Source organism: Natrinema hispanicum (assembly GCF_900111485.1).
Lineage (GTDB): Archaea > Halobacteriota > Halobacteria > Halobacteriales > Natrialbaceae > Natrinema > Natrinema hispanicum_A.
Window position 1 is genome coordinate 256,606 of record NZ_FOIC01000003.1, and the last position, 25,982, is coordinate 282,587.

The 25,982-nt window shown below is 64.3% G+C and carries 29 protein-coding genes, 2 tRNA genes and 2 rRNA genes; 18 read left to right on the plus strand and 15 right to left on the minus strand.

Annotation, left to right across the window (positions count from 1 at the left end):
- Positions 1-209: 209 nt before the first annotated feature.
- On the minus strand, positions 210-1,139 hold the full coding sequence (gene ddh / locus BSG09_RS04755; RefSeq protein ID WP_092930682.1) for a D-2-hydroxyacid dehydrogenase: 930 nt from the start codon (positions 1,137-1,139) through the stop codon (positions 210-212).
- Between the two features lie 238 nt (positions 1,140-1,377).
- Here ddh and BSG09_RS04760 point away from each other — a divergent pair, with 238 nt between their 5' ends.
- Entirely contained in the window at positions 1,378-1,566 is a 189-nt protein-coding gene (locus tag BSG09_RS04760; RefSeq protein ID WP_092930684.1) for a hypothetical protein, read from the plus strand.
- Positions 1,567-1,718: 152 nt separating this feature from the next.
- On the opposite strand, the gene BSG09_RS04765 is transcribed toward BSG09_RS04760, so the two are convergent.
- Entirely contained in the window at positions 1,719-3,110 is a 1,392-nt protein-coding gene (locus BSG09_RS04765; protein ID WP_092930686.1) for an eIF2B alpha/beta/delta subunit family protein, read from the minus strand.
- 61 nt (positions 3,111-3,171) lie between these two features.
- Here BSG09_RS04765 and BSG09_RS04770 point away from each other — a divergent pair, with 61 nt between their 5' ends.
- Together BSG09_RS04770 and BSG09_RS04775 are read left to right on the plus strand one after the other, a co-directional pair.
- Positions 3,172-3,672: a metallophosphoesterase family protein gene (locus BSG09_RS04770; protein ID WP_092930688.1), complete on the plus strand. Its 501-nt coding sequence runs from the start codon at positions 3,172-3,174 to the stop codon at positions 3,670-3,672.
- A gap of 71 nt (positions 3,673-3,743) precedes the next feature.
- Positions 3,744-4,295, plus strand: coding sequence for a ribbon-helix-helix protein, CopG family (locus BSG09_RS04775; RefSeq protein ID WP_092930690.1), 552 nt, complete (start codon positions 3,744-3,746; stop codon positions 4,293-4,295).
- Between the two features lie 77 nt (positions 4,296-4,372).
- On the opposite strand, the gene BSG09_RS04780 is transcribed toward BSG09_RS04775, so the two are convergent.
- The 4 genes from BSG09_RS04780 to BSG09_RS04795 are packed head-to-tail and all read right to left on the minus strand — an operon-like array spanning position 4,373 to position 6,767.
- Positions 4,373-5,098 (minus strand): energy-coupling factor ABC transporter ATP-binding protein, encoded by a 726-nt coding sequence (locus BSG09_RS04780; RefSeq protein ID WP_092930692.1) that lies wholly within the window; start codon positions 5,096-5,098, stop codon positions 4,373-4,375.
- Entirely contained in the window at positions 5,095-5,823 is a 729-nt protein-coding gene (gene cbiQ / locus BSG09_RS04785; RefSeq protein WP_092930694.1) for a cobalt ECF transporter T component CbiQ, read from the minus strand. The genes BSG09_RS04780 and cbiQ overlap by 4 nt, the downstream gene beginning before the upstream one ends.
- A gap of 6 nt (positions 5,824-5,829) precedes the next feature.
- Positions 5,830-6,108: an energy-coupling factor ABC transporter substrate-binding protein gene (locus BSG09_RS04790; RefSeq protein ID WP_008010557.1), complete on the minus strand. Its 279-nt coding sequence runs from the start codon at positions 6,106-6,108 to the stop codon at positions 5,830-5,832.
- Positions 6,105-6,767, minus strand: coding sequence for an energy-coupling factor ABC transporter permease (locus BSG09_RS04795; RefSeq protein WP_092930696.1), 663 nt, complete (start codon positions 6,765-6,767; stop codon positions 6,105-6,107). Before BSG09_RS04795 ends, BSG09_RS04790 begins: the two co-directional genes overlap by 4 nt.
- Positions 6,768-7,286: 519 nt before the next feature.
- Between BSG09_RS04795 and BSG09_RS04800 the strand changes: the two genes are divergently transcribed.
- The 6 genes from BSG09_RS04800 (at position 7,287) to BSG09_RS04825 (ending at position 14,794) form a co-directional block, all read left to right on the plus strand.
- Positions 7,287-8,492: an Nramp family divalent metal transporter gene (locus tag BSG09_RS04800; RefSeq protein WP_092930698.1), complete on the plus strand. Its 1,206-nt coding sequence runs from the start codon at positions 7,287-7,289 to the stop codon at positions 8,490-8,492.
- Positions 8,493-8,500: 8 nt separating this feature from the next.
- The gene (locus BSG09_RS04805; RefSeq protein WP_092930700.1) at positions 8,501-10,573 is read left to right on the plus strand and encodes a hydantoinase/oxoprolinase family protein; all 2,073 of its coding nucleotides are present in this window, start codon (positions 8,501-8,503) and stop codon (positions 10,571-10,573) included.
- Positions 10,570-12,159 (plus strand): hydantoinase B/oxoprolinase family protein, encoded by a 1,590-nt coding sequence (locus tag BSG09_RS04810; RefSeq protein WP_175542138.1) that lies wholly within the window; start codon positions 10,570-10,572, stop codon positions 12,157-12,159. The genes BSG09_RS04805 and BSG09_RS04810 overlap by 4 nt, the downstream gene beginning before the upstream one ends.
- Positions 12,152-12,874: a maleate cis-trans isomerase family protein gene (locus BSG09_RS04815; RefSeq protein ID WP_092930776.1), complete on the plus strand. Its 723-nt coding sequence runs from the start codon at positions 12,152-12,154 to the stop codon at positions 12,872-12,874. Before BSG09_RS04810 ends, BSG09_RS04815 begins: the two co-directional genes overlap by 8 nt.
- 112 nt (positions 12,875-12,986) lie before the next feature.
- Positions 12,987-13,760, plus strand: a complete 774-nt coding sequence (locus tag BSG09_RS04820) for a coenzyme F420-0:L-glutamate ligase (RefSeq protein WP_092930702.1) — start codon at positions 12,987-12,989, stop codon at positions 13,758-13,760.
- A complete protein-coding gene (locus BSG09_RS04825; RefSeq protein ID WP_092930704.1) occupies positions 13,757-14,794 on the plus strand; it encodes a 5,10-methylenetetrahydromethanopterin reductase in 1,038 nt (345 codons plus the stop codon). Before BSG09_RS04820 ends, BSG09_RS04825 begins: the two co-directional genes overlap by 4 nt.
- A gap of 21 nt (positions 14,795-14,815) precedes the next feature.
- On the opposite strand, the gene BSG09_RS04830 is transcribed toward BSG09_RS04825, so the two are convergent.
- Positions 14,816-15,010, minus strand: a complete 195-nt coding sequence (locus tag BSG09_RS04830) for a hypothetical protein (RefSeq protein WP_092930706.1) — start codon at positions 15,008-15,010, stop codon at positions 14,816-14,818.
- Positions 15,011-15,096: 86 nt separating this feature from the next.
- Between BSG09_RS04830 and BSG09_RS04835 the strand changes: the two genes are divergently transcribed.
- From BSG09_RS04835 to yciH, 6 genes are all read left to right on the plus strand, one after another.
- Positions 15,097-15,306 (plus strand): DUF7573 domain-containing protein, encoded by a 210-nt coding sequence (locus BSG09_RS04835; protein WP_092930708.1) that lies wholly within the window; start codon positions 15,097-15,099, stop codon positions 15,304-15,306.
- 96 nt (positions 15,307-15,402) lie between these two features.
- Positions 15,403-15,597, plus strand: a complete 195-nt coding sequence (locus BSG09_RS04840; protein ID WP_008010533.1) for a cold-shock protein — start codon at positions 15,403-15,405, stop codon at positions 15,595-15,597.
- 197 nt (positions 15,598-15,794) lie between these two features.
- Positions 15,795-16,775: an AAA family ATPase gene (locus tag BSG09_RS04845; RefSeq protein WP_092930710.1), complete on the plus strand. Its 981-nt coding sequence runs from the start codon at positions 15,795-15,797 to the stop codon at positions 16,773-16,775.
- The gene (locus BSG09_RS04850; RefSeq protein ID WP_092930712.1) at positions 16,772-17,773 is read left to right on the plus strand and encodes a DUF58 domain-containing protein; all 1,002 of its coding nucleotides are present in this window, start codon (positions 16,772-16,774) and stop codon (positions 17,771-17,773) included. The genes BSG09_RS04845 and BSG09_RS04850 overlap by 4 nt, the downstream gene beginning before the upstream one ends.
- Positions 17,770-20,064 carry a transglutaminase TgpA family protein gene (locus tag BSG09_RS04855; RefSeq protein WP_092930714.1) on the plus strand — a complete coding sequence of 765 codons (2,295 nt, stop codon included), beginning with the start codon at positions 17,770-17,772 and terminating at the stop codon, positions 20,062-20,064. Before BSG09_RS04850 ends, BSG09_RS04855 begins: the two co-directional genes overlap by 4 nt.
- Before the next feature lie 126 nt (positions 20,065-20,190).
- Positions 20,191-20,484 carry a stress response translation initiation inhibitor YciH gene (gene yciH / locus BSG09_RS04860; RefSeq protein ID WP_092930716.1) on the plus strand — a complete coding sequence of 98 codons (294 nt, stop codon included), beginning with the start codon at positions 20,191-20,193 and terminating at the stop codon, positions 20,482-20,484.
- A gap of 125 nt (positions 20,485-20,609) precedes the next feature.
- Here yciH and BSG09_RS04865 read toward each other — a convergent pair whose 3' ends face one another.
- The 5 genes from BSG09_RS04865 to rimI form a co-directional block, all read right to left on the minus strand.
- A complete protein-coding gene (locus tag BSG09_RS04865) occupies positions 20,610-20,975 on the minus strand; it encodes a rhodanese-like domain-containing protein (RefSeq protein ID WP_092930718.1) in 366 nt (121 codons plus the stop codon).
- Positions 20,976-21,069: 94 nt separating this feature from the next.
- Positions 21,070-21,657: an NUDIX hydrolase gene (locus BSG09_RS04870; protein ID WP_092930720.1), complete on the minus strand. Its 588-nt coding sequence runs from the start codon at positions 21,655-21,657 to the stop codon at positions 21,070-21,072.
- 86 nt (positions 21,658-21,743) lie between these two features.
- Positions 21,744-22,154: a DUF5809 family protein gene (locus BSG09_RS04875; RefSeq protein ID WP_092930722.1), complete on the minus strand. Its 411-nt coding sequence runs from the start codon at positions 22,152-22,154 to the stop codon at positions 21,744-21,746.
- 25 nt (positions 22,155-22,179) lie between these two features.
- A complete protein-coding gene (locus BSG09_RS04880) occupies positions 22,180-22,566 on the minus strand; it encodes a DUF5810 domain-containing protein (RefSeq protein WP_092930724.1) in 387 nt (128 codons plus the stop codon).
- A 43-nt stretch (positions 22,567-22,609) separates the two neighbouring features.
- Entirely contained in the window at positions 22,610-23,083 is a 474-nt protein-coding gene (rimI, locus tag BSG09_RS04885) for a ribosomal protein S18-alanine N-acetyltransferase (protein WP_092930726.1), read from the minus strand.
- A gap of 724 nt (positions 23,084-23,807) precedes the next feature.
- Between rimI and BSG09_RS20645 the strand changes: the two genes are divergently transcribed.
- The 3 genes from BSG09_RS20645 (at position 23,808) to BSG09_RS04895 (ending at position 24,834) form a co-directional block, all read left to right on the plus strand.
- The gene (locus BSG09_RS20645; protein WP_175542139.1) at positions 23,808-23,948 is read left to right on the plus strand and encodes a hypothetical protein; all 141 of its coding nucleotides are present in this window, start codon (positions 23,808-23,810) and stop codon (positions 23,946-23,948) included.
- 54 nt (positions 23,949-24,002) lie between these two features.
- Positions 24,003-24,698 (plus strand): DUF7119 family protein, encoded by a 696-nt coding sequence (locus tag BSG09_RS04890; protein ID WP_092930728.1) that lies wholly within the window; start codon positions 24,003-24,005, stop codon positions 24,696-24,698.
- A gap of 62 nt (positions 24,699-24,760) precedes the next feature.
- Positions 24,761-24,834 (plus strand) — tRNA-Lys (locus BSG09_RS04895).
- A 581-nt stretch (positions 24,835-25,415) separates the two neighbouring features.
- Here the strand turns inward: BSG09_RS04895 and BSG09_RS04900 are convergent.
- The 3 genes from BSG09_RS04900 to BSG09_RS21090 all read right to left on the minus strand — a co-directional run.
- Positions 25,416-25,491, minus strand: a tRNA-Cys gene (locus tag BSG09_RS04900).
- A gap of 143 nt (positions 25,492-25,634) precedes the next feature.
- Positions 25,635-25,756, minus strand: a 5S ribosomal RNA gene (rrf, locus tag BSG09_RS04905).
- A gap of 135 nt (positions 25,757-25,891) precedes the next feature.
- A 23S ribosomal RNA gene (locus BSG09_RS21090) occupies positions 25,892-25,982 on the minus strand; the annotation flags it as partial.

Genomic DNA, 25,982 nt, shown 5'->3' on the forward strand with positions numbered 1-25,982 from the left:
CCTCCCTCCGTTTCGGGACGTGAAACGTCCCTACACATCGGTCGTCGGCCCGCTCACTCCCTACGGTCGCTCGCGGTTGATTACTGTAAAAAGCCTGCCCTTCCCCGGGTTACACGGCTCTCGTAATACTCGAGCCGTGTGCTCGGCCACAGAATCCGAAATCGTCACTGCGGTGGTGCTCCCTCCCAGTCATCGGACAACCAGTGCCGTCAAACGACGCGGTTGTGGAACTCCGCTCCTGTCTCGAGCCGCTCGACGTTCTCACGGACGATCTCGCCGACGTCCCGGAAGTAGTCCCGCGTGTAGGCCGCAGCGTGTGGCGAAACGATGAGCTCGTCCATCCCCCATAGCGGAGAGTCCTCGGGTAATGGTTCCTCCTCGAAGACGTCCAGCGCTGCCCCCGCGAGCTCGCCGGCCTCGAGCGCGTCGATTAAGGCCGGTTCGTCGACGACCGAGCCACGGGCGACGTTCACGAAGTAGGCGTCGTCGCGCATCGCATCGAATGCATCCGCGTCGAACAGATGATGAGTCTCGTCGGTCAACGGAACGGTGACGATCACGAAGTCGGCGTCGCCGATCGCCTCGAGCAGCCGGTCGTTCGCGTATGCCTCGTCGAAGCCGGGAACGGGGTCGCCGGAGCGCCGAACCCCTGTCATGTGAACCCCGAGCGCGCCCAGCGTCTCCGCGACGCCGCTCCCGAGGGTTCCGGTTCCGACGACACAGGCCGTCGACCCCGGGAGGGTAAAGGCGTCGTCCCACTCGGGACGCTCCCAGCGACGCTGTTGCTGGTTCGCGACGTAGTCGTGGAGTCGCCGGGAGAACATGAGGAGGTAGCCCGCGACCGTCTCACCGATGGTCCGGTCGTGGATGCCCGCGCTGTTCGTGAGGATCACATCGTGGTCCTCGAGGACGTCACGCGGAAATCGATCGAATCCCGCCTGAATCGAGTGAATCCAGTCCAACTCGAGGAACGCCTCGCGGTAGGCGAGGGTGACGACCGCGTCACAGTCGTCAATGCCGTCGTCGTCAACCACCGCGACGTCGATCGGAAGGTCGGCGAGAAGGTCCGTGAGTTCCGCCGGCGGGAACACAGCGTCGACTGACTCGTGGACGCCAAGTCGCTCGAGTTCGAATGTCATGGGCATCGCTACGCACGAATCCGGGTTGAAGCTTTGTGTCCACGAACAACAGCCCATTATCAGCGGCCGTGCAAGCAGTGTGGACCCAGACAGTCAGTGACACTGAGAGCAGCCATCGTCGTGATTCGCTCCGACCGGAGCCCGTGTTACACAGGCAGGTCCCCGACGAATTATGACTGCCATCAATATCACACACATCTGACATAGATATTTACAGTCGATCGTGATACAGTGGTGCATGGAACCGAACGTAGCGCGACGGTGTCACGTTCTGTTCGGCGTCTCGTTGCTGTTGCTGACAATCGGGATCGGCTACTGCGTCATCGTCGGAACGTGTCTGGCGGACTTCGCGGTGGTGGTCGCGGGACTTTTCGTCGGCTGGATCGCGTTGTTCTACTGCGTCGGGAACGCCACGATCTGGGGGTAAACCGCCCTGTTCCGGGCGGGATAGCGGACGCTACGTACTGAATTCTGTGTTTACTTTGGACTCCGCGGGTCAGTAGAATGGCGGCTCGGGGAAAATCCCTCGTCACAAGGGGCTCAGTGGGGGTAACACTTCGTCACGGCCGCCACCCGACGCTACTCCCTCGAGGGGTTTCGATCTGTCGCTTCCGGATCCGTCGGGCCCCCGTCGTCACGCCAGGTCTCGAGTTCGCGCAACTCCGCGGCGACATCCCCAACGGCACCGGGTTCGAACGCCCCACGCTCGGTAATGACTTCGGTCACGCAGTCGGCGGGTGTCACGTCGAAGGTCGGATTCGACACGTCGACGGCTGCGTCGCCGTCATAAACCGCGGATCGATCGCCGGACTCGAGGTTGACGTCGTCGCGGGTCGAGATCTTGTCCGTGGCCGCGACGACCGAGACTGGAATTCCCTCGTGTGCAGCAGCAAGGGCCAGCGTACGTGTCCCGGTCTTGTTCACGACGCCACCGTCGGGGAGGACGGTATCCGCACCGACGACCACTTGATCGATGTCGTTGCGTGCGAGCACGTGCGCGACCGCCGCGTCGGTATGCACCGTGACCGTGCTGTCGGTCGTCTCGGCAAGGTCCGCTGCGACAGCGATCCCTTCGCGGGCCGGCCGCGATTCCGCGACGAACACCCGGGCAGGCGCACCCTGCTGGAGCGTCTTAAGGACGGTCCCCGACCGCGAGAGCGTCGCGACGCTGCCATCGAGACGCTCGGCGGCGGTTGCCGCAGCGTCCGTATCGGCTGCGAGCGCGCGGTCGATCCCCGACAGCGCCGCTTCGAGGACGGCCGGTGCGTCCCTGTCTTCACCATCCGCGTCGGCCATCGCCCGGTTTACCCGATTGCGGAGGACGGCCATCGACGGCCGGGCTTCGAGCAGCCGCCCGGCCAGTTCGGCGAGTTCGTCCCACTCGCCGTCGGGATCAGCGCCGACCGCGCGTCGCTCGGCAACGAGCAGCCCCGCTCGATCGCGCAGCACCTCGAGCGTGCGCACCGACAGGTATGCAGCGCCGTGGTCGTCGTCGGCCGCGATCGACCGAACGGTGGGGGCGACGCGCTCGTAGGCGGCCCACAGCTTCGGCACCGTCTCGCGGTCGTCGCCGACTCCCGCGAGCATGGTCGTCGGGGAGACCCACTCGGCGGTGTCGTGTTCCTCGCTGAGTTCGATCTCGCGGGTCGCACAGTCGAACAGATAGGGGTGGACGACCCACGCACGCTCGAGATCCGGATCCTCGAATTCGACCGGCCGCCCGGAGCGGACCAACGAGACGGCATCGGGCTCGAGGCCGGTTTCCTCGCGGAGCTCGACGCGAACCTGCTCGTCGGGCTGGCCCTCCGCGAAGCCGGAGACGCCACCCCACTGGCCGGTGTAGGTGCCGACTGCCTCGCTCCGGCACAACAGCAGAATCTCGCCGCGGTGTCGGAGAAACGCGGTGACGACGTGACTTCCGTCCGATCCGTCGCCATCGGCATCGCTCCCTCCGTCCGATGTGTCGTTCATACGCGGGGACAGGAGCGCGCGGGGGGAATCGCTTTCGGGACTGGCCGTCGTCGGACCGCATATGCCACGAGTCGCGATCGTCTCCGACACGCACGTTCCCTCCCGCGAACACGCCGTGCCCGATTGGGTCGGCGACGAACTCGAGCGAGCCGACCACGCGATTCATGCGGGTGATTTCGACTCACAGCGGGCCTACGACCGGATCGCAGCGCTCGCGAACGGTGAGCTAACTGCCGTCCGAGGGAACACTGATCCGCCGACGCTCGGTCTCCCGCACACGGATACGTTCGAGATCGGCGGCGTGACGTTCGCGGTGACCCACGGGGCCGGCTCGCCGGCGGGCTGGCAGCGACGGGTCGTCGAGACCGCCAGAGCCGAATCGGTCACCGCCGAGCCGGTCGCCGTCGCGGGCCACACCCACGAGGTCGTCGACACGACCATCGACGGTCTGCGGGTACTCAACCCCGGCAGCGCGACCGGCGCGGCACCTGCCGACCGCGCGACGATGTACGTCGTGACCGTCACAGACGGCACGCTGACAGTCGAGTTACGGACCGAGTGAGTCCGTCATCGGCCCGACAGCGATCGCTCGAGTGCGTGAACGATATCCGTCTCGGGTCCGCCTGTGTGACTATGACACAGCGCGTAACGGTATCGCTCGACGACGATTCGACGACGGCTCTCGAGACGCTGGTCGCAGAGACGGGGAACGGACAGAGCGAGGTCGTCCGCCGTGCCTTGACCTTCTATGCGGCGAACTTCGAGGCAGCCGATGGAGGCCCAAGCGATAACTTAGAACAGTACTATCAAATGCTCTCCTCGGGCGAACACGTCCTGCTTGACATCGACTTTCTCCATGCCTTCCTTGGCTACTGCTACAACGGCGGCGATCCCGATCCAGCGTTCGTCGAAGCTGCCGATCGTGTCTCCGACTACCATGCCCACGAGTACGCGACTCGGTTCGAGGAAGTCGGGGACCTCCTCGAGTGGCTGTCGTTCTGTGGCTTTCTCGACGTTCGCCAGGAAGGTGAGGGAGTCTACCACCTCGTCTTTCCCGCCGAGGCGGTTCGGTGGTTCATGACGCGATTTATCGAACGCAGCACGGTCGAGTTACCGACGGAGATCAGACTCGAGCAAGGCGTCTCGAAGGTGATCGTGACCGAAGGGGAAGGGAACGCGGACTAACGATGGCTTCGGCGGCGCAGCAGAATCGAACGAGCGGCCGTCGATCCTCGCTCTCGATCGATAGCGCGACGGCGGCGTCACTCAGCAGGCGACGTCCACGTCTCGAAGACGTAGTTTCGAAGGCCGTACCGTTCGGCGAGCGGTTGTGAGAGGGTCTCTCCCCGGTAGTCGATAACGCCGTCTTCCAGCACCGTCACCGTATCGGCGACGGTGAGCCCAAAGCCGACGTCGTGGGTTGCGATGATCGGCGTGATACCGGCGTCAGTAAGCGACTCGACGAATCGGACGATCGTCCGACAGCCGTCGCCGTCTAATCCGGCGGTCGGTTCGTCGAGCAGCACGTACTCCGGTTCCATCGCGAGGACGCCGGCCAGCGAGACGCGTTTCTTCTCGCCACCGCTTAACGTGTTACATAGTCGGTCAGTCCGTTCGTCGAGGTCGAACTCCGAGAGGACGCGCTCGATCCGGTCTGGGTTGTCGATGCCCGCGTTCCGCGGGCCGAACTCGACGTCCTGTTCGACCGTCGGCGCGACGATCTGGTCGTCGGGATTCTGAAAGACGAGTCCGACGCGCATCCGCAGGTCGGCGAGTGAGGCATCGTCGTATTCGACCGGCTCGTCGCCGACGAACACGGTCCCCGAATCGGGTTCGAACAGGCCGTTGAAGTGGCGCAACAGCGTCGACTTTCCGGCACCGTTGCGACCGAAGATGACCGTCACGTCGCCCGTCCGTGCCTCGAAGTTCACGCCCTCGAGGACGGGGTCGTCGCCGTGTCGGAAGTGCAGGTCGTCGGTTTCGATCATACGGCCCACCCGGCGATGGCGATCAATGTGAGGACGGCAGCCGCGTAGCCGTGGCCCCGACTCGTCGTCTGTGCCATCGGCATCTCGCCGGTGTAGTTCCGCGCCAGCATCGCGTCGTTGAGGGTTTCGGCCCGTGACATCGACTTCAAGAACACTGAAAACGCCAGCAACTTAGCTGTTCGAAACCTCGTCCGGCGTGTCCGGAAACCGAGACGCCCGCGCGCCGCGAGCTCAAGACGGCGGAGTTCGTCGAGCAGGATCTGGATGACGCGGTAGGTAAGCAACGAGATCTCGATGACGAACTGTGGACACCGCAGCGATCGCAACGCGGCAAACAGTTGTGGGACCGTCGTCGTCACGACCAGATAGCTCAAGATCGTCATCGATCCGAACGATCGTAGCCCCGTCGTTATCGACCGGTCGATTCCAGTCCAGGAAATCGAGAGCGGCCCCATCGAGACGGCGGTCGGCCCGCTGGTAAACAGCGTGATAAGAACTAGACTTGGGAGCAAGAAGTACACCGGAAGCCGGACCACCTGCAGATAGTCGCGGCCTGTTGCATCGATACCGAGTGCCACGAAGCAGGCGAGTGCACAGACGTACGCGAGCCGACTGGGAGCGACGAGGATCAACACCAGTGCGGCAAAGACGAAGTACGCGTTCAAGCGTCCGTCGATTCGGGAATCCGCGGTGATCTGAATCTGTTCTAAGCTCGTGTGGTGCATGACTCACTACGGCGTCTCAGACGCGGATTGCAGCGGAGATCCTCGTCCGAGGTAGTAACCGATGATGAGGCCACCGATCGCTGCCTGGAGACTGAACAGCAAGCTCTCGATTTCGCCGCTCGGGGGCGTCCAGAGGCTCTCGAACCACGGGTCGTAATCCGGTGCAACGGAATCGACTTTCTCGCCTGCAGCACCGTCGGCCCCACCCCATGCACCCGCAGTGGTAAATGAAAAGAGGATGAGCCCGACCATCAGGAGGCCACCTGCGGCGAGCCACCGGTTCATGCTGTCACCCCCAGCCGGGTTCGAACCGACTCACTCGACATGGAGATGTAGCCGATCAAGCCAGCCGCGAGTGCGCCTTCGACAATTCCGATCGGGAGCTGCGTCACCGCGAAGACGCCCAAAAACGTGATCGCGGAATCGATCACGCCACTGAGCCCCGGTTCCGCCGGGAACGCAAGGGCAAGCTGGGTGGACGTGACGACGTACGTCGTCCAGTCGGCGACGAGGGCTGCAGCGAACGTCGCCTTCTGAAGGTCCGTGTGGGGCTTGACCGAGCGGTAGACGGCCCAGCCGAAGAGCGGGCCGATGATCCCCATCGAGGTGACGTTCGCACCGAGGGTCGTCAGGCCGCCGTGACCGAGCAACAACGACTGATACAGCAGAACGATCGTCGACAGAAACGCGGTGACGGCTGGCCCGAAGAGGACGACCGCAATGCCAGTGCCCGTCGGATGCGACGTACTCCCAGTAACGGACGGCAGTTTCAGCGCCGACAGGACGAAGATGAACGCCGCAGCGACAGCAATATGAGACTTATTAACATCCCTGTCCTTCACCAGACGCGCAGTCTTCAGCATTCCGTAACCGACGACTGGGGCCGCAATCGCGTACCACGCGAGCGCCCAGATGCCGGGCAGGAATCCTTCCATGATGTGCATATGTAATCGCCGTACTCGCAGTTATCTGCCTTCCCCATTAAAACAATTTTGGTTGATCTAATACAAGCAGGTTTTCTCTCGAGGGCCCGCCCGATCGCCCGAAATTCTGTGGCGTCACCCGGGTAGCGAAGGGATGGTGCGAGCAATGACACCTCGAGCAGAATCAGATCGGTCGCTGGCACGTGGTCGCCGGGCTCCGGCCAGACTGGACAGCAATGAGCGCACGGCCGAGCGGTCCCATCACTATCGGAACAACTGAAACGGTTTACACACTGATCGCACAGCCCTCGTGCGATCAGATGTGCACTGACTGTCAGTGGCGACGATCCCGTCGACTGGAGTCACCGAATCGAGTACTGGTCGGACCGTCCATCGGATCTGGAACAAAGTAGAACAATCATACGAGTTCATACAGATTCATACGACGATCACGGGCGCTCTCCAAGCTGTGTACCCGTATGTTCGACTCTTAACAACCCTTTTGAGCGATACAGTTCGTGGTGTATGTGAATACGCATCATGGGTATTATTGACCGGCTGAAAGCGATCGGCCCGGGGGCGCTCGTCGCGGCGGCGTTCGTCGGTCCAGGGACGGTAACGACTGCAAGCGTGATCGGCGCGGAGTACGCGTACGTGCTCGTGTGGACGATTGCGTTTTCGATTCTGGCGACGATCGTCCTTCAGGAGATGAGCGCGCGACTGGGACTGATCACGCAGGAAGGTCTGGGGGAGGCGTTCCGAAACGAGTTCGACAATCCGCTTCCACGGACGATCTCGGTCGCGCTCGTCGTGAGCGCAATCGGGATCGGGACGGCGGCGTTCCAGACGGGCAACATCGTCGGCGGCGCTGCTGGCCTGTCGACGATCACCGGCGTCAGCGAAAACGTTTGGGGCCCGATTATGGGCATCATCGCCGCCGGACTGCTGTGGACGGGGAACTACAAGCTGATCGAACGGGTCTTCATCGGCCTCGTCGGCGTCATGGGCGCGGCGTTCCTGCTCAACGCCGTCATGGTTCGGCCGGACATCGACGCACTGGCTGGCGGACTCGTCCCGACGGTTCCCGACGGCTCGGCGTATCTCATCGCCGGTCTCATCGGAACCACCGTCGTCGGCTACAACCTGTTCCTGCACGCGAGTACCGTCCAGGAACGGTGGGACGGCGCGAGCGACCTCACGGAGTGTCGCACGGACACGATCGGGATGGTCATCGTCGGCGGCCTCATCACGACGGCGATCGTCGTCACGGCCGCCGCAGTGTTCCCGAAGGGGACCTCGATCAGTAACGTCGGCGAGATGGGCGACCAACTTGAGCCCGTCTTCGGCGGCTACGCGCTCACGTTCTTCTCGATCGGCCTGTTCGCGGCCGGCTTTACCAGCGCGATGAGCGCGCCGCTTGCGGGTGCCTACGCCACTGCCGGCGCGCTCGGCTGGGAGCGTGACCTGACCTCGACGCGGTTCCGGGCGATCTGGATGACTATCCTCAGCGTCGGCATCGTCTTTTCGGCGCTCGACTACAATCCCATCCAGGTGATCGTCTTCGCACAGGTGGCCAACGGACTCCTGCTGCCGATTCTGGCCGTCTTCCTCATCTACGCGATGAACAACCGCGACCTGCTGGGCGACTATACGAACACCACCCTCCAGAACGTTCTCGGTGGACTCGTGACGCTCGTCGTCGTCGGCATCGGCCTGCGAACGCTCTACGACGTCCTCCTCGTCTAACGATCTCAATGACAGACGCACCAAACCACGATACGAATTCAGACGCAATGACGCACAACGACTCGAGCCACGACGAGACGACCCGCATCGGCGTCGACGTCGGTGGCACGTTCACCGACGTGGCGCTGTCGGTCGACGACCGGCTCGTCACCGCGAAGGTGCCATCAACCGAGCCCCAGCACGTCGGCGTGCTCGAGGGCATCGAAAAGGCGTGTGACGACGCTGGCATCGAACCCGGCGAGATCGACGGCTTCGCTCACGCGATGACCGTCTCGGTCAACGCCTTGCTCGAGCGCGGCGGCGCACGGATGGCGCTGGTGACGACCGAGGGATTCCGAGATGTCCTCGAGATCGGCCGCCAGGATCGGCCCGATCTGTACGATCTCGAGGCCGAAAAGCCAGCGCCGCTGGTGCCTCGCGAACGACGATTTGAGGTCGACGAACGAACGACCGAAAACGGCGTCGAGCAGCCGGTCGATGTCACGGAGGTCCGCGAACTGGCGGCGACGTTGCGCGAGCGCGACGTCGAGGCGGTCGCAGTCTCCCTGCTGCACGCCTACGCCGATCCCGAAAACGAGCGGGTCGTCGCCGAGACGCTCCGCGAAGAACTGGATGTGCCTGTCTCTGCGTCCCACGAGGTGCTCGCGGAGTTCCGCGAGTTCGAGCGCACGTCGACGACGGCCGTCGACGCCTACGTCCGGCCGGCGATCGATACCTACGTCGGCCAACTGGTCGACGAAGCCAGCGAGGCGGGAATTCCGGCACCACGGATCATGCAGGCCAACGGCGGCATCGCCGATCCCGAAACCGTGCGCGAACACGCCGTGACGACGACGCTGTCGGGACCTGCCGCCGGCGTCGTGGGGGCCGCAGCGACCGTCGATGACGACGATGTCGAGGGGCTCGTGACCTTCGACATGGGCGGCACCTCGAGCGACGTGAGCCTCGTCCGGGACGGACAGGCCGAACGGACGACCGACGCCGAAATCGACGGGCTGCCGATCCGAACGCCGATGGTCGACGTCAATACCGTCGGCGCGGGTGGCGGCTCGATCGCCTGGGTCGACGCCGGCGGCGCGCTCCGGGTTGGCCCGGAGTCCTCGGGCTCCCAGCCCGGCCCCGCCTGCTACGGCCGCGGCGGGACCAAGCCGACCGTCACCGACGCCAACGTCGTGCTGGGCTACATCGGTCCCGAGACTGCACTCGGCGGGGAGATGACCCTCGACATCGAGGCTGCCCGTGACGCGCTCGGTCGACTGGCCGACGAAGCCGGTCTTGAGGGGCCGCTCGAGGCGGCCCGCGGTGTCTACCGCGTGGCGAACGCGACGATGACGCGGACGATCCGGTCGGTAACCGTCGAGCGAGGCCACGATCCCCGCGAGTTCGCGCTCGTGGCCTTCGGTGGGGCGGGACCGATGCACGCCGCGGCACTGGCCGACTCGTTGTCGGTCGATCGTGTCGTCGTTCCGCGACCGGGTGGAGTTCTCTCGGCGTTTGGCCTGCTCGCAGCCGACGAGAGCTACGACGCCGTGCGAACGGTCGGAGTCGACCTCGACGGCGCAGATCGGACGACGATCGAGAGCGTCTACGACGACCTCGTGGCCGACGTGCTCGCGGATGCGTCTGATCAGGACGCAGCACAGGTCGAACGGGCAGCCGACTGCCGGTATGCAGGGCAGAGCTTCGAACTAACCGTGCCCGTCGACGAGGAGTTCGACGCAGCAGCGGTCGCAGACCGCTTCCACGACGCCCACGAGCGGACTTACGGCTACGCGATGGACGAATCGATCGAAGTTGTCAACCTCCGCGCGACGGCGACGGTGCCGGGCACGGAACCGGGGATCAGCCACGACGGTGGCGGCGATGCCGTGGTCGGCAGCCGGGAGGCCCACTTCCCCGAGGCCGGCGCGCGAGAGACGACAGTCTACGACTGGGATCGACTCGAGACAGGCTCGTCGGTCGCGGGACCGGCGGTGCTCGAACAGGCAGAGAGTACGACGGTCGTCCCGCCGGCCTGGACCGGTGAGATCCTCGCCGATGGGACACTCGTCATGACGCGAACGGAGGAAGAAGGACAATGACAGGGGATTCGACGGCCGAGATGACTGACAGCATCGATCCAGTGACCCTCGAGGTCCTGCGCAACCAGTTAGAGAGCGTCGCCGAGGAGATGGGACAGACCCTGATCCGCGGAGCCTACTCGCCGAACATCAAGGAACGGCGGGACTGTTCGACGGCGCTGTTCGACGCCGAGGGGCGGATGATCGCCCAGGCCGAACACATTCCGGTCCACCTCGGCGCGATGCCCGCCGCGGTCGAGGCCGTCCGCGAGCACGACCCACAGCCGGGAGACGTGTTCGTGCTTAACGACCCCTTCACCGGCGGGACGCACCTGCCGGACGTGACGATGGTCTCGCCGATCGCTCCCGGTGGCGAGATCGTCGGCTACGCGGTCTCTCGGGCCCACCATGCCGACGTCGGCGGGATGACCCCCGGCAGTATGCCCGCGGGCGCACAGGAGATTTACCAGGAAGGGCTCCGCCTGCCGCCGACCCGCCTCGTCGAGGCTGGCGAGACTCGTGAGGACATCCGCGCGCTCGTGCTCGCGAACGTCCGCAATGCCCGCGAGCGCCGGGCCGACCTCCGCGCACAGCAGGCAGCCAACGAACGCGCCGAGGAACGACTCGCCGCGCTCTTCGACGAACACGACCGCGAGACCGTCCTCGACGGCTTCGACGCCGTGATCGACTACTCGCGCGAGCGGATCACCGACGAGATCGCGGCGCTGCCCGACGGCACCTACGAGGCCACCGACGTCCTCGAGGGCGACGGCGTCACCGACGAGGACATCCCGATCAGCGTCACGGTGACGGTCAATGGCGAGGCGATCGACGTCGATTTCTCGGGGACTGCCGACCAGCTCAAGGGCAACCTCAACGCCCCGCTGGCGGTCGCGACGAGCGCCGTCTACTTCGTCGTGCGCTCGATCACCGATCCCGAGATCCCGCCGAACCACGGCTGCTACGAGCCTGTGAGCGTCAACGCGCCCGAAGGAACGCTCCTGAATCCGGAGTCCCCGGCCGCTGTGGTCGGCGGCAACGTCGAGACCAGCCAGCGCGTCACCGACGTCGTCTTCACCGCACTTGCGCAGGCCGCCCCCGATCGCGTCCCCGCACAAGGCCAGGGGACGATGAACAACCTCACCATCGGCGCGCGGGACGGCTCCTTTACCTACTACGAGACGATCGCTGGCGGCTTCGGTGCCCGGGCCGAGCGCGACGGCATGGACGGCGTCCAGGTCGGGATGACCAACACGCTCAACACGCCGATCGAATCGCTCGAGACCGAGTACCCGCTGCGAGTCGAGCGGTACGCGCTCCGCGAGGGCAGTGGCGGTCGCGGCCGCCATCGCGGCGGAATGGGTCTCGAGCGCTCTGTCACCATCGAGAAAGCGTCGACGGTGTCGCTTTTGACCGAGCGCCGTCGCCACGCGCCGAAAGGCGTCGCCGGCGGTGAGGACGGCGCGACCGGCGAGAACCTGATCGACGGTGAGCCGGCACCCGCGAAAACGACCGTCGACGTCGACGCCGGCACGACGGTCACCGTCAAAACACCCGGCGGCGGCGGCCACGGCGAGCCGGCAGACGACGGTGGCGACGATGTCTGAGCCGGGCGAACGCGCCGAACGGATAGGCTTGGTCGTCCCCTCGTCGAACACGACGGCCGAACGGGAGTTCCGGGCACACCTCCCGGATTCGGTCACCGTCCACGGCGCGCGGATGGCCCTCGAATCGGTCACCGTCGACGAACTCGACGCGATGAGCGACGACGCAGCGCGTGCAGCCGAACTGCTCGGCCACGCCGACATCGACGCGGTCGCCTACGCCTGCACCACCGGCAGCTTACTCCACGGGCCGGGATTCGACGCCGAACTCGAGGAGCGACTTGCCGAAGCGGCCGGCGTCCCAGCGGTCGCGACGGCCCGCTCGGTCGTCCGCGCACTCGAAGCGCTCGACGCCGAGCGAATCACGGTCGTGACGCCCTACACCGCTGATCTCGACGCGAAAGAGCAGGACTTCCTCGAAGCAGCGGGGTTCGAGGTCGCATCGATCGACGGCCGAGGACTCGAAGCGAACACGGCCATCGGCGTGCTGACGCCTGATGACGCGTTCCAACAGGTCCGCGAGCACGTCGATCCCGCCGCCCTCGACGCCGTCTTCGTCTCCTGTACGAACTACCGCTCGCTGGCTGCGGTCGACGACCTCGAGTCGAAACTTGGGGTGCCGGTGATCACGAGCAATGGCGCGACGCTGTGGGACCTCTGTGGAGCGGCGGATATCGCAGTCGATGGCCCGGGAACGCTGTTCAATCACGACCGCTAACGCCGCGTCCAGTGTGGGCCGTGTCACCACGGTAGCGTCGTCGACCGTTGGCATCGGTGGCCGAAGTCTCCGGTGACGGTGCGCTTTTGACGGCGCTGCCCTACGCTTCGGTATGAAGCTCACCGGCGTGGCGGACCTGCCCGAGATCCGCCCCGGCGACGACATCGCCGCGCTCGTCGCAGAGCGGACCGCCCTCGAGCCCGGCGACGTACTCACCGTTGCGAGTACGATCGTCTCGAAAGCCGAGGGCCGGACGGCCGATCTCGCCGACTACCCCGTCAGCGGCCGCGCCCAGGAGATCGCCGACCGCATCGAAGCCGTGGCCGGCGAGGAGAAGGATCCGCGGTTCGCACAGGCGGTGCTCGAGGAGAGCACGGAACTGCTGATTGACTGTCCGTTCCTGCTGGCCGAAACCCGCTTTGGGCATATCGCGCCGAACGCGGGGATCGACCGCTCGAACGTGCCCGACCACGACCTGTTGTTGCTGCCGAAGCGACCGCGCGAGAGCGCCGAGCGGATCCGTGCGGGCCTCGAAGCGCGCGGCATCGAGGACGTCGCGGTGATCGTCACCGACACCTGCGGGCGGTCGTTTCGCCACGGTCAACAGGGCGTCGCGATCGGCTGGGCCGGCATGCCCGCGAGCCGGGACTGGCGCGGCGAACGCGACCGCGACGGCCACGAACTCGGCGTCACCGTCCAGTCCGTGGTCGACGAACTGGCGGCCGCCGCGAACCTCGTGACTGGCGAAGGTGCCGGCGGGACACCCGCTGTGGTCGTTCGTGACTGGGACTTTGGCGATCACGACGGGAGTGACGAACTGTTTCGCGCCGTCGAGGACGACCTCGTCCGACAGGCGCTGCGAGAATGGAGCTTTGACGACGCATGACAGGAAACACCGACTCGAGTGACGACGTACCGACCGCGAACGACGACCCGACGTGGGCCATCGAACTCACGCCAGAACATCCGCCAGAGCGGATCGCCGACCTCGCGGCGCTGGCCGAGGACGAGGGGTTCGACATCGCCTTTGCGAGCAGCCACTACTTCAACCGCGACCCGTTCGTGGTGTGCTCGCGGATGGCCGACGCCACCGACGAGCTCCGGCTCGGTCCGGGCGTGGTCAACCCCTACGAGACCCATCCGGTAAAGCTCGCAGCACAGGTAGCGACGATCGACGAGGTCAGCGACGGCCGCGCAGTCTTCGGCGTCGGTGCCGGTGACCGCTCCTCGCTGTCGAATCTCGGGATCGACCGCGACCGGCCATTGCGGCGCGTCCTCGAGACGTTCGATCTCGCGCGCGATCTGTGGGTCGGCGAGACGGTCACCCACGACGGAACTTTCAGCGCGACCGACGCCTCGCTGAATCTCGAGCCCCCATCCGGACAGATCCCGACCTACGTCGGCGCACAGGGGCCGCACATGCTCCGGATGAGCGCGAAACACGCCGACGGCGCGCTGGTCAACGCCTCGCATCCGAAAGACCTCGAGTGGGCCGCGGGCCAACTCGAAAAAGGGCTGGCAGAGCGGCCGGACGACTACGGCGACTTCGAGGCACTCGCGTTCGCGAGCGTCAGCGTCGCCGGCAGCGAGGACGAGGCGCGCGAGGCGGCGCGCCCACCCGTCGCCTTTATTGTCGGCGGGGCGGCGGAACCGGTCCTCGAGCGCCACGACATCGACCGTGAGGCTGCCACAGCGGTGAGCGACGCGCTCGAGCAAGGAGAGCTTACCGAGGCGTTCGGTCACGTCACCCCGGCGATGATCGACGCCTTCTGTATCGCGGGGACGACGGAAACGGTCGCCGACCAGTTCGCGGCGGCGCTCGAGCACGTCGATGGGATCGTCGTGGGCTCGCCGCTGGGGCCGGATCTCGAAGATGCAGTCGAACGTGCAAGCGAGGCGCTCACACGCGCGACGCAATAAAAACGAACCTGCGGAATCTCCTTAGCTCGCAGTAAAGAGGTTGCCGACGGCACCGAGCGTCAGCAGCCCGAAGACGGCCATCGAGAACGCGACGAGGAGCCCACCGACCAGGACGAGCAGGGGCGCGAGTCCGTCGCCCATCGCCACGTCGCTGAAGAGGGTGATCATTTCGCTAATGTTGTCCACGATAATGTTCATCGGTGTGATAGTGACCATATTCGGGGGTTGTTATCGATGCTACTTGGCGGTGCCGGTCCCGCGCCGACGGAGCGATTATACCGGTTGCAGACCTAATCCGGCGCGTGACCGACGACGCGACGCTTTCAGATTTCGCAGCCGCTGACGAGGAGTCGCCGACGGACGCGAGTACCGACGCAGACGGGTCGACGGGGGAAGCCAGCCTGTCGACGTACGCCTGGGGCGAGTACATGTGTCCCCAGTGTGAGCAGTCGACCAACCGCGCCTGGCGTGATGACGGCGGCCTCGTCTGTCCTGACTGCAAATCGTGGTAAGGGACGGGAGAGACCGGCAATAGAGCCCGTCTCGAGGCGGGCTTGCGAGTGCGCTCCCGAAGTTTTATGTTTTCGTCGCGGTTGTATTCACTTGCAATGGCGAAAGGTACGGTCGCATTCTTCAACGACACTGGCGGCTACGGATTCATCGAGACTGACGACGCGGACGAGGACGTGTTCTTCCACATGGAGGACATCGGCGGTCCTGACCTCGAGGAGGGGCAGGAGCTGGAATTCGACATCGAGGAGGCCGAGAAGGGGCCACGCGCGACCAACGTCGAGCGGCTCTAGGCAGGTCCGACAGGAGGTATCGTTTTCTGATTGCTACGTCCATAGCGGCAGCGCTCGCGTGAGCGCTGAGGGCTCGAGCGACTGCTATCGGCGGCCACGTCTTCTGCTATAGGTGTCATTCACGTATCACAAAACATATGTTCCGAAGTGTTGGATGGCGTCGTACTGGCCGAGTCCCCGCCAAAAGCCACCAGCATATGACTGATACGAATTCGACAGGAGATGCAAGCACCGAGCCAACGGCCGCTGGCGATCACCTCGAGATCCCGACGGTCGAACGGCTCTGTGCCGACATCGAAGCAAACGTCTCACGCGTCATCGTCGGCCACGAAGACGTTATCGAACACGTCGTCATCGCCCTCCTCGGCCGTGGCCACGTCTTACTCGATGACGTTCCCGGCGTCGGCAAGACCATGCTCGCGCGATCAGTCGCCACATCGGTCGACTGTTCGTTCAGCCGCATCCAGTTTACGCCCGATCTCCTCCCGACCGACGTCACCGGCGTGAACGTCTTCAACCAGCAAACCCGCGAGTTCGAGTTCCAGCCCGGCCCCGTCTTCGGCAACATCGTGCTGGGCGACGAGATCAACCGCGCGCCGCCGAAGACCCAGGCCGCGTTGCTCGAGGCCATGGAAGAAGAGCAAGTCACTACCGACGGTCAGACGCGCACGCTGCCGACGCCGTTTACCGTGATCGCGACTCAGAACGCCGTTGAACCGAATCGGACCTACGACCTGCCCTTCGCCGAGGTCGACCGTTTCATGAAGAAACTCCACCTGGGCTACCCCGAGCCTGACGAGGAAGCTGACTTACTCGGCCGGACCGTCGGTGACCACCCCATCGAGTCGCTCGAGCCGGTGACCGACCGCGAGACGCTCGTTGCCGCCCGTGAAACCGTCTCGAGAGTGCAGGTCGCACAGCCGGTTCGAGAGTACGTGACCCGACTCGCGGCCGACACCCGCGAACACGCTAACATCGGCGTCAGCCCCCGCGGGACGATCTCGCTGTTGCGCGCGGCACAGGCGCGTGCCGCCGCGAACGGCCGGGAGTACGTCCTCCCCGACGACATCCAGACCGAAGCCCCCGTCGTCATGAGCCATCGGATCAAAACGGCCGACCGTGATCGTGACGGGGACGCGATCGTCGCCGACGCGCTCGAGCGTGTCCCCATCGAATGAGACTCACACGCCGAGGCTGGGCCGTCGTCGCAACCGCGGGCGGAGCCGTCGCGCTGAGCTGGCGATTCGGTCCCCGAGCGCTGAACGCGGTTGTCGTCCCACTGGTCGTCGTCCTGCTTGCCGGCCTCGTCACGGTCGGCCGCACAGATCGGCCGCGTGTCACCCGCCAGCCCGTCGCCGAGGGCTTCGTCGGCGAGCACCGGACGGTCGCACTCACGATCGAAACCGATGGCCCGCTCGCCGCAACCGTCAGCGACGCCGTTGGTGAGGGCCTCTCGGCAGCCACCAGACCCGTTGCCGCGATCACGCTCGAGGACGAACAGACGGTCACCTACGACGTCGAACTCGCACACCGAGGCCGCCACCGAGTCGGACCACTCGAGATCGTCGTCAGCGACGTCGTCGGCCTCGTCGAACGTCGCTTCGAGTACCACGAACGAACGTCCGTGCTTACCTATCCGCGAGTCCACGAGGTCGGTCAGGGAGCCGCCGACGAGCTGCAGGCGCTGGCTGGCATCACCGAGCGCCGCGAGCACGAGACGTTCGACCACCTCCGGGAATACCACCGTGGAGACCCGCTTCGCGACGTTCACTGGAAGAGCGCAGCCAAACGCCCCGACGGTGACCTGCTCGTCAGGGAGTACGCTGAAAGGGAGGGCAGCACTGCCGTCAGCGTCGCCGCCGAATGTGTCGCCGGCCGCGACGACGAGGTGGCGGCGGCCGCCGCGACTGTCGTGACCGTCCTCCTCGAGCGAGAGCTCTCGGTCGGGCTCGTCGTTCCCGACGGGAACGTGCCACCAGACGCGGGCCGGGAGCACCACCGGACGCTCCTCGGCCTGCTTGCCGTCGTCGGTGCCGGCGAACTCGACGAACGAACACGACGGGCCGCCGATGTGGTGGTTCGGACCGACGCACACGGAACGACGATCGTCGCCGACGATCGCGAACTGCCCTTCGATGAGCTTGCTATTGGCGACCACCCGGAGGTGACGACATGAGCACGGACGCGTCTGGGCGAGCCGACGAGCGACCGATCTCGCTCGAGACGAACCAGGTCGGCGGCGCTGGGACTGCCCGCTCGGTCGCACTGTTCTGTGTGCTGGTCTTGACGGTGTCGTACGTGAGCGTCCTCTATGGGATCACGCAGGTCGTTGGCGGCAGTCTGTCGCTGCTTGCACTCGTCGCGGCGATGCTCGTCGGGGCGACGGTACTTGCACGACTGATTCGGCCGTGGACCGCAGCGGCCCTTGCGCTGGCAGCCGCTGGGATCGGCTTCGGCTACTATCTCACGTCGGCCGGTGGCGATCCGAGCGTCGTCATTACGGCAGCCGACACGATCGTCTCGGATACCGTCGCGCTCGCGACCGGGCTGCCTATCCTTCAGATGGTACAAGCGGGCATCTGGACGCTGGGGTTTGCACCTGGACCCGTCTTCCTCTCGTGGTATCTCGCCATGCGAGGCCAGTACGGACTCAGTGTCGTCCCCGGCGGAGCCGCGCTTGGGTTTCTCGTGTTGACCGGCGACGCGGGCATGCTCGTCACCGTGACCGGCACCCTTGCCGCCATGGGAGCCATCGCGGCCGGCGAACTCGAGCGTCACGGTGGCTCGATCCAGCAGGCGGACCTGCTCGCGGCGCTGTTCGCACTCGCCATTGTCCTCTCGCTTTCGGTCACAGTCGTCCCCGGTCAGCCGACGGCACCGACCCACCTCGCTCAGGGCGAGCCTGGGTCGCTCGAGGCAACGCTCGACACCGCTCCTCGGCAGTCAGGAATCGCCGGCCCAGTCAACCTCTCGCCTGCGGTCCGATTTACCGTCGAGTCGGACCAGCGATCGTACTGGCGGACCGGCGTCTACGACCGATTCACCGGCGACGGGTGGGTCCGGACCGGTCGGAGCAGCCAGTACGACGAGCCACTTACATCGCCGCCCAACGGCGGCGAAACGGTCGAACAGACCATCACCGCCGAGACGAAACTGGGCGTCATGCCCGTCGCGCCACAGCCGATCACCCTCGACGGCGACGTGACACGACGGACAACTGTCTCGAGACACGGCCAGCCGCGGCCGGAAACGCCGCTGTCGGCAGGCGAACGCTACACCGTCGTGAGTAGCGTCGTCGATCCCGACCCAGCGGCGCTTCGGACTGCCGGAACGGACTATCCCGACAGCGTCACGGGCCGAAATCTCCAGCTGCCCGAAAGTACCTCGAGCGAGTTCCGAGCGCAGACCGCCGAGATCACGGCTGATGCCGAGAATCCATACGAGACCGCAGTCGCGATCGAACGTCACCTCGAGTCATCGAAGGACTACTCGCTGTCGGTCACCAAACCCGACGGCAACGTCGCCGAGGCGTTCACGACAGAGATGGAGGCAGGCTACTGTGTCTACTTCGCGACGGCGATGACCCAGATGCTCCGCGCCGAAGGGGTCCCAGCCCGCTACGTCACCGGCTACACGAGCGGCCAGCAGATCGACGACGAGACCTACGTCGTCCGTGGGCTCGACGCCCACGCCTGGGTCGAGGTCTACTTCCCCGAGCACGGGTGGGTCCGGTTCGATCCGACACCGGGCGACAGCCGCGAGGATGTCCACACCGACCGGCTCGAGCAAGCCCGCGACGCCGGCAGCGAGAACGTAGACACGGAAGAAAGCGACGACGTCCCGGTTCCCGACGAATCGTCTGCCCCCACTGGTACCGAGCCCGGCGAACAACCGGAGCCCGACCCCAACGAAACCACCGAGACGGACGACCCGAACGAATCGACACCGGCGACGCAGGGCAACGAGACGAACGAGACGCCGTCTAACCCAGCGACCGGCACGAGCGGCGGCGACTCGATAACCGATGGCTCGCTCGTCACGATCACGCGCGAAACGGCAGCGCTCGGACTCGTAGCGCTCGTCGGCCTCGCCGCGGGCGCGCGCCGAACCGACGCGGCGACGCGTCTCCGGCGCAAGCTTGGTATCTACTGGCACGGTCGCCGACATGATCCCGATCGAGACGCCGAACGCGCATTCGCCCGCCTCGAGCGCCTGCTCGCCCGGCAGTACCGTCCGCGGCGGCGGTCGGAGTCGGCCCGTGCGTACCTGCACGCACTGTCGACGGCAGCCAACGCGGCCGACGCGGCCGACACGACGCCGATCGACGCGCGGGCTGAACGCGTCGTCGACTACTACGAACGAGCGACCTATGGGACCGGCGTCAGTCGGACGGAAGCCGACGAGGCGATCGCGATCGTCGACGAACTCGCTCGAGACCGGCTCCCGGTGGTCGGCCGGCTGCACTGAGACGGCTAACAGCCGACACTTCTGCAGTCAGTGACCGTGCGAGTCCCAGCGTACTCAAAAAGAACCACGCGAGCGCATGCGGGTCCCGATAGTGTTTAATATGCCCGTTTCATAGCAACGAACGTAATGTCGGAAGTCTGCTCGACGTGCGGGCTGCCCGAGGAACTCTGCGTCTGCGAGGACGTGGCCAAGGGCCAACAGCAACTCAACATCCGCATTGACGAGCGCAGATACGGGAAAGAGGTAACGATCGTCGAAGGATTCGATCCGAAGGACGTCGATCTGGACAGTCTCTCGTCGGATCTCAAATCGAAGTTCGCCTGTGGCGGCACCGTCGAGGACGACCAGATCGAACTGCAGGGGAACCACACCGGCCGCATCGAGGATTTCCTTCGGGACCGCGGCTTCAACGTCGCCTAATGCCCGCGATGCTCTGAGACGACTTCCGAACCCACGACCGCGTCACAGTTCTCCTCTCGTTTTTTACGTCGCTCTCGAATAGCTGCGTCACTGTCGTTCGATACGACATCCTGGTAGATAGACGGTTAGAACGGCGACTCACGCGTTGCCGACTCCCCGTCGTCCCCATCCTCGCGGACGAGGCCGAACTTCATGCCGTACTTATCGAGGCCACCAGCCATACTCTCGACGCGCGCGTCGGCAGCCCCCTCGTACGAGCCGATGAGCCGTGCAGCCTGCACGCTCGATTTGCCATGCGGGCAGACAGTGACGATGTGGTCTGCGTCCTCGAGTTCGTCGACCCGGCTCGTGAGTTCGTAAAACGGGATGTTCTCGCTACCGGGAATATGACTGTGCTCGAACGCTTGCTCGTCGCGAATGTCGACGATACAAACGTCGGCATCGTCCTCGAGCAGGTCGTGGACCTCGTCAGTGGAGATTTCGCCGTCCATTATCAGCGTGTTAGACGCGCGAGCCTAAGTCAGTAAAGGTTTCAGCAGCCGACCGGCCTCGTAATCGAACGACGAGCGAGAAACCCAACAGCGCCTACAGCATCCCATCTTCTTTCGCGAGCAACACCCCCTCCAACGTCGCGTCGTTCGTCGGCTGCTCGCGGGCACGCTCGAGTGCCTCGTCAACCGGCACAGTCGTCACCTCGAGAAACTCGTTGTTGTCAAGCTCCCGCTCGCCCGGCTCGAGCCCCTCGGCATAGACGATCGCACGATCGTGGCGCAAGACACCGGTCGCAACCGCATACTCCTGAAGGAGCGCAGTACTCGTGGGCCGAAAGCCGGTCTCTTCCTCGAGTTCGCGCGTCGCCGCCTGTGTGTAAGACTCGCCGTCCTCGACGATCCCCGCCGGGAGCTCGAGATGTGTTTCGCGGATCGTCGGACGGTACTGTTCGACGAACAGGATGCGATCGCCGGTGTCACGCCCATCACTACCGTCGTCCGTGTCCGCGAGGACACTACCATCGACCCGCGCGACAACGACCACTGCAGGCGGCAGGTCTGCCCAGTAGTATCGTTTCTCGCTCCCATCGGGCTGTTCGAAGCGGTCATAGCCGCCGTCGTACCAGCCCGTCTCGTACTCGGTTCGCTCCTCGAGTAAGTCCCAGTCGTCGGGTACGGTCATCGTCAACACGTGGGTCCGCAAGCAGATAATAGATGCTGGTCGCTGGCTTGCGGCCGATCCGTTCCCTGTACCCCCGAACGGGCCGTCTAGACGAGTTCGCGATACAAGCGCCCAAACGCCTGCCGCCGAAGCGTCGCAACTGCCGCCGCCTCCTCGTTCTGGAACGTCGCTGCGACGGCCTCATCGCCCGGTCCCACGTGCCAGACAACGTGGTCGACGGCCTCGTGACCGACCGTCGTCACCTCGCCGTCGTACGTTTCGTGCCAGTCCTCGAACTCCGCGCGGCTCCCGACGTGGACCTCGAGTAAACTCGCAAAAAGCGCGTCGCGTGCAGTTTCGACGACGTCGCCGGTGACGCGTTCGTCGTACTCGTCGCGGTCGAACGCCATCGCCTTCGCGACCTCACGGACGACCGTCTGGGCTGCAGGACCGACGGCGTCGTACGTCGCTCGCGCGTCCTCGACCGACTCGAAGGCAAACGTCCCCTCGGTGTGCATATCAGTCCAGTCGGACGAGTGGTAGTTACGCGTTTTCGTTCTCGTCGCCGTCGTCTTCGTGGTCCGTCATCTCGCGGGTCAGTTCAGCGGCCTCCTCGAGGACGCGCTGGGTCTCGGCGGTCATCGACCCACGGCCGGGCTGGCGGCTCTGCCGTGCGATTCCCTCCTCGAGCGAGTCGGGACGACCAGGCTCGTGGCCGCCTGCCTCGAACTCGGGTGTGTCGATTTCCTGAACGTGTGGACTGATGCGCTCGCCGAGTTCGTCCGGCGTGCAGTCGCTCCAGTCGGGGGCGTACTCGGCAAGCCACGCGCGATGGTCCTCGCGACCGAGCGATGCGGTGATCGCAAGGTGGTTCGCGAGGTGTACTGCGTCTGCCTCCTCGGCATCACAGACCGGACAGGCGTATCCCATACCTGATGGTACGACTCCGGACGCTAAAACGTCCCGCAACCCGCTATCCCACTTTCCGAATCATCACGATCGCATCCTCGCCGTCGGCATAGTAGTGGGGGACTCGCCGTAATGGCTCGAAGCCGAACTCCCGATACAGCCGTTTTGCCCCCTCGTTGGACTGGCGCACCTCGAGTTTGACCGTGTCGGCACCGTGGGCCGCGAGCACGCCGAGCGATCGGGAGAGCAACGTGGAGGCGACACCCGCCCGACGGTAGTCAGGATGGACGGCAACGTCTTTGATGTGCCCGAGCGCGCGGCCGATCTGCTGTGTAACGTCGGCGACGACGTATCCGGCGATCCTTCCGTCGATTTCGGCAACAAGAAAGCCGGGTTCACCGAGGAATCGCTCGAAGGCGTCGTACGGCCAGGCCTGCGAAAAGGACGCGTTCTCAATACGAACAACCGCAAGGAGATCCGCACGCTCTGCGGGCCTGATCGATACCGCCTCGCCGTCCTCGGGTGCGGAGGTCGTCACACGCGAGGCTAACACACCAAGCAGTAAAAGCCGTGCGCGTCGCGGCAGGGACATCCACGGTTCGCGGGTCGCGGTTGCAGCGTATTCGATATGAGTTGACCGAACAGACCTCCGTTATCAGTGTCGAACGACCGCGCGCCAGCCCACAGAGTCGCCGCGTCGGAACTGATCTGGCAGTATTCGGTTCAAATCTGGACTCAATTATCGCCAGCATCGCCTTACAAGGCCATTTATCGTGGTATGCGGGCGCACAATTCGTCGCGAGGAGTGCCTCATCTAGCGGCCCATATTGCCACATCCAGGCCGGTAGCGAGCACCTGTGCCCTCGAGACTCCTGTAAGACGTGCGGGCTCCAGCGTCACGAACAACGACGCTTATCGTCACGTCCCAACAGCAGCCAGGCAGTATACACACCGCGGTAACCGAAACAGCGCGAAATAGCTGTCTCGAACAGCACCACCACGCCGGCAGGTCCGTGTTTCGGGCTGTCTACGCGACTCGAGCGAGCAGACAGTCATAAAATCGGCTTTCGACCCCTTTCGGAAAGACCGAGGTTGCTCTCGGCTCTCGCATCGGATAGACTCGGTTGCGAAACCGGTTCGACACGCTGGCGTCGAAGGCGTTACTCGTCGGAGATAGCGGCATAATCGACCCATAAGACAGAGCACGGGTATCTCTTGCAGCCGAAACGATACTTATACTGGCAGGGTTCGAAACGCCGTCGATGACTGACACAGCCGAATGCAATCCAAAGCCGGCCGAACAAAAACCAACGGAACGCGATGACGCACATCTCACCGACATCGAAGAGGGGGCCGGCTGTACGGAAATCTGGGAGCATCTCGCCGAGAAGCGCGAGGAATAACACCTCTCTCGTCCAGACAATGAGCTTTTTGATGCGAGCAACCTATGCAGGTTTATGACCGACAATCGACCCGGTGAGGGTTCGAACCGCCGCGCCGAGAACGGTCGATCGGTTCCGACGGATCGTGAATCGCCCGTCGGCGCACCAGTTATCCGGGGTGACGAATCGGTCACCGGAACTCGCGCCCGCGAAGCCGTCCAATTCGACCCCGACGACGCCGACAGCCTCGCTGACGCCGCCGAAACCGTCCGCCGGTTTGCCGCTGGGAAAACCACCGACGACCACCTCTACATGCTCCGCGGTGCAGCCGCCTGTGCCGCTCTTGTCCGTGGTGAAGGCTCGTACAAAGCCGCTGCTGAACGCGCCGGTGGCGAAGCGACTGTCTCGTTCATCCGCAAATGGGCCCGCGTCCACGACCTTCCGCGATCGGTCCGCAAACAGGTGGCGCTCGGTCAGATTGCACCGACCGCTGCCAAACACATCGCTCGCGTCGGTGGTGAAGCACGACTGTTGCTCGCGTGGGCAACCCTCGATGGCGACCTTACCGTCCGCGATGTCCGCAGCATCGCCAGCAAAGTCAACGATGGCGTTCCGATCGATCGGGCACTCATCAAACACGATGTCGTCCTCGGTGAACTCGAACTCACGCTCTCGCCGACGACGTACCGCGATCTCCGGCGACGGGCATCTATCGAAGGCGTCGAACCGGGTCAGCTCGTCACAGATGCACTCGAACACTACTTCGAATAACGGCCTCCGCGCCGATCGAGAAAGAAACGTTTAACCGGGACTCCCCAAAAGAGGGAAGTGCAGGGCCGGTAGCTCAGTCTGGCAGAGCGTCTGGCTTTTAACCAGACGGTCGCGTGTTCAAATCGCGCCCGGCCCGCTTTTGCGACGAACAACTTCGTCAGAAGCACTGCGGCTAGAGCGATTTCAAGGAGACGAGTTACAGCCCGCAGTGAGCAAAGCGAACGAGCAGGAAGTCGCAGTGTCGTTCACAGACCCGCATCTCACCGTAACCAACTCCGCGAGCGACGAGCATTGAGAACAACAGTATTTGCACGCAGAGTGCGTGCATTCTCATCCCATGTCACTTCCAAACAAATACGCAACCATCGTTCCTGTCTCGCGTTCTCTCTGCACGTTACGAGAGTGAAATCTCGTGTTGGACATGTCTCTCGAGACGAGTCGTATTCCAGAGGATCTCCAAACAGTGCCTATGGTGTCTCCCAACAGGACAGTCAGATATGTCCTACTGTTCGAGAGCAGGTGCTCTTACAACTGACTTCGAGACCTGAAGCACTCGAGACGCATACTAAAGTCCGCAATGAAAGTATCGGTAACGGAACTGATCAACTATAGTCATAGTCTAACTGCATGATATACTCAACGAACAGTCCTCTCACCTTGACTGACAGTAGTTTCGCTCAAGAGATCCATGTCTGTCGGTTCAGAAAAACGTCAAAAAGCCAAGGGCCGGATTTGAACCGGCGATGGGCGGCTCTGCAGGCCGCTGCGTTCGGCCGGACTCTGCCACCTTGGCGCATCTTCCTCTTGTTACTGCGTTCGTTTAAGCATAGCGGTACGGATCAGCCCCGGTTAGAGCCTGACCAGCATATACGAAGAAAGCTCCACACAGCCACCGCGAACGCGGTCGCTCTGTGGAGCTATCGTATAGAGTATGAGTGGAGGCGGCGAATCGACGTTCCCAGAGGGTCGCCCACTCCAGTACTTGCCGATACGCAGGCGAGCTTATCTTCCGTGTTCGGGATGGGTACGGGAGGCACCTCGCCGCTGTGGCCGCCGTAATGCCGACCGACGGACTCGAACCGTCGTCAAACCGTAATCGGTGGTGTGTCCAAGACCGTCATGTACGTGTAGTCCAGTTTGCGTCCGGACCCGTTCACCGCGTCACGGATCCAATGCGTTATAGTTGTAGTGTATGAGTGTGTGGCTTGGCCGATTAGTGCTCGCGGACTCAACACCTCGTTGCCTTGGTGCGTACATCCCGAGTCTATCGATCTCGTCTTCTAC

Excerpts from the sequence above, each read along its gene's own strand:
- ddh (WP_092930682.1), bottom strand. The coding sequence starts at position 1,139 with ATGACATTCGAACTCGAGCGACTTGGCGTCCACGAGTCAGTCGACGCT.
- BSG09_RS04760 (WP_092930684.1), top strand. The coding sequence starts at position 1,378 with ATGGAACCGAACGTAGCGCGACGGTGTCACGTTCTGTTCGGCGTCTCG.
- BSG09_RS04765 (WP_092930686.1), bottom strand. The coding sequence starts at position 3,110 with ATGAACGACACATCGGACGGAGGGAGCGATGCCGATGGCGACGGATCG.
- BSG09_RS04770 (WP_092930688.1), top strand. The coding sequence starts at position 3,172 with ATGCCACGAGTCGCGATCGTCTCCGACACGCACGTTCCCTCCCGCGAA.
- BSG09_RS04775 (WP_092930690.1), top strand. The coding sequence starts at position 3,744 with ATGACACAGCGCGTAACGGTATCGCTCGACGACGATTCGACGACGGCT.
- BSG09_RS04780 (WP_092930692.1), bottom strand. The coding sequence starts at position 5,098 with ATGATCGAAACCGACGACCTGCACTTCCGACACGGCGACGACCCCGTC.
- cbiQ (WP_092930694.1), bottom strand. The coding sequence starts at position 5,823 with ATGCACCACACGAGCTTAGAACAGATTCAGATCACCGCGGATTCCCGA.
- BSG09_RS04790 (WP_008010557.1), bottom strand. The coding sequence starts at position 6,108 with ATGAACCGGTGGCTCGCCGCAGGTGGCCTCCTGATGGTCGGGCTCATC.
- BSG09_RS04795 (WP_092930696.1), bottom strand. The coding sequence starts at position 6,767 with ATGCACATCATGGAAGGATTCCTGCCCGGCATCTGGGCGCTCGCGTGG.
- BSG09_RS04800 (WP_092930698.1), top strand. The coding sequence starts at position 7,287 with ATGGGTATTATTGACCGGCTGAAAGCGATCGGCCCGGGGGCGCTCGTC.
- BSG09_RS04805 (WP_092930700.1), top strand. The coding sequence starts at position 8,501 with ATGACAGACGCACCAAACCACGATACGAATTCAGACGCAATGACGCAC.
- BSG09_RS04810 (WP_175542138.1), top strand. The coding sequence starts at position 10,570 with ATGACAGGGGATTCGACGGCCGAGATGACTGACAGCATCGATCCAGTG.
- BSG09_RS04815 (WP_092930776.1), top strand. The coding sequence starts at position 12,152 with ATGTCTGAGCCGGGCGAACGCGCCGAACGGATAGGCTTGGTCGTCCCC.
- BSG09_RS04820 (WP_092930702.1), top strand. The coding sequence starts at position 12,987 with ATGAAGCTCACCGGCGTGGCGGACCTGCCCGAGATCCGCCCCGGCGAC.
- BSG09_RS04825 (WP_092930704.1), top strand. The coding sequence starts at position 13,757 with ATGACAGGAAACACCGACTCGAGTGACGACGTACCGACCGCGAACGAC.
- BSG09_RS04830 (WP_092930706.1), bottom strand. The coding sequence starts at position 15,010 with ATGGTCACTATCACACCGATGAACATTATCGTGGACAACATTAGCGAA.
- BSG09_RS04840 (WP_008010533.1), top strand. The coding sequence starts at position 15,403 with ATGGCGAAAGGTACGGTCGCATTCTTCAACGACACTGGCGGCTACGGA.
- BSG09_RS04845 (WP_092930710.1), top strand. The coding sequence starts at position 15,795 with ATGACTGATACGAATTCGACAGGAGATGCAAGCACCGAGCCAACGGCC.
- BSG09_RS04850 (WP_092930712.1), top strand. The coding sequence starts at position 16,772 with ATGAGACTCACACGCCGAGGCTGGGCCGTCGTCGCAACCGCGGGCGGA.
- BSG09_RS04855 (WP_092930714.1), top strand. The coding sequence starts at position 17,770 with ATGAGCACGGACGCGTCTGGGCGAGCCGACGAGCGACCGATCTCGCTC.
- yciH (WP_092930716.1), top strand. The coding sequence starts at position 20,191 with ATGTCGGAAGTCTGCTCGACGTGCGGGCTGCCCGAGGAACTCTGCGTC.
- BSG09_RS04865 (WP_092930718.1), bottom strand. The coding sequence starts at position 20,975 with ATGGACGGCGAAATCTCCACTGACGAGGTCCACGACCTGCTCGAGGAC.
- BSG09_RS04870 (WP_092930720.1), bottom strand. The coding sequence starts at position 21,657 with ATGACCGTACCCGACGACTGGGACTTACTCGAGGAGCGAACCGAGTAC.
- BSG09_RS04875 (WP_092930722.1), bottom strand. The coding sequence starts at position 22,154 with ATGCACACCGAGGGGACGTTTGCCTTCGAGTCGGTCGAGGACGCGCGA.
- BSG09_RS04880 (WP_092930724.1), bottom strand. The coding sequence starts at position 22,566 with ATGGGATACGCCTGTCCGGTCTGTGATGCCGAGGAGGCAGACGCAGTA.
- BSG09_RS20645 (WP_175542139.1), top strand. The coding sequence starts at position 23,808 with ATGACTGACACAGCCGAATGCAATCCAAAGCCGGCCGAACAAAAACCA.
- BSG09_RS04890 (WP_092930728.1), top strand. The coding sequence starts at position 24,003 with ATGACCGACAATCGACCCGGTGAGGGTTCGAACCGCCGCGCCGAGAAC.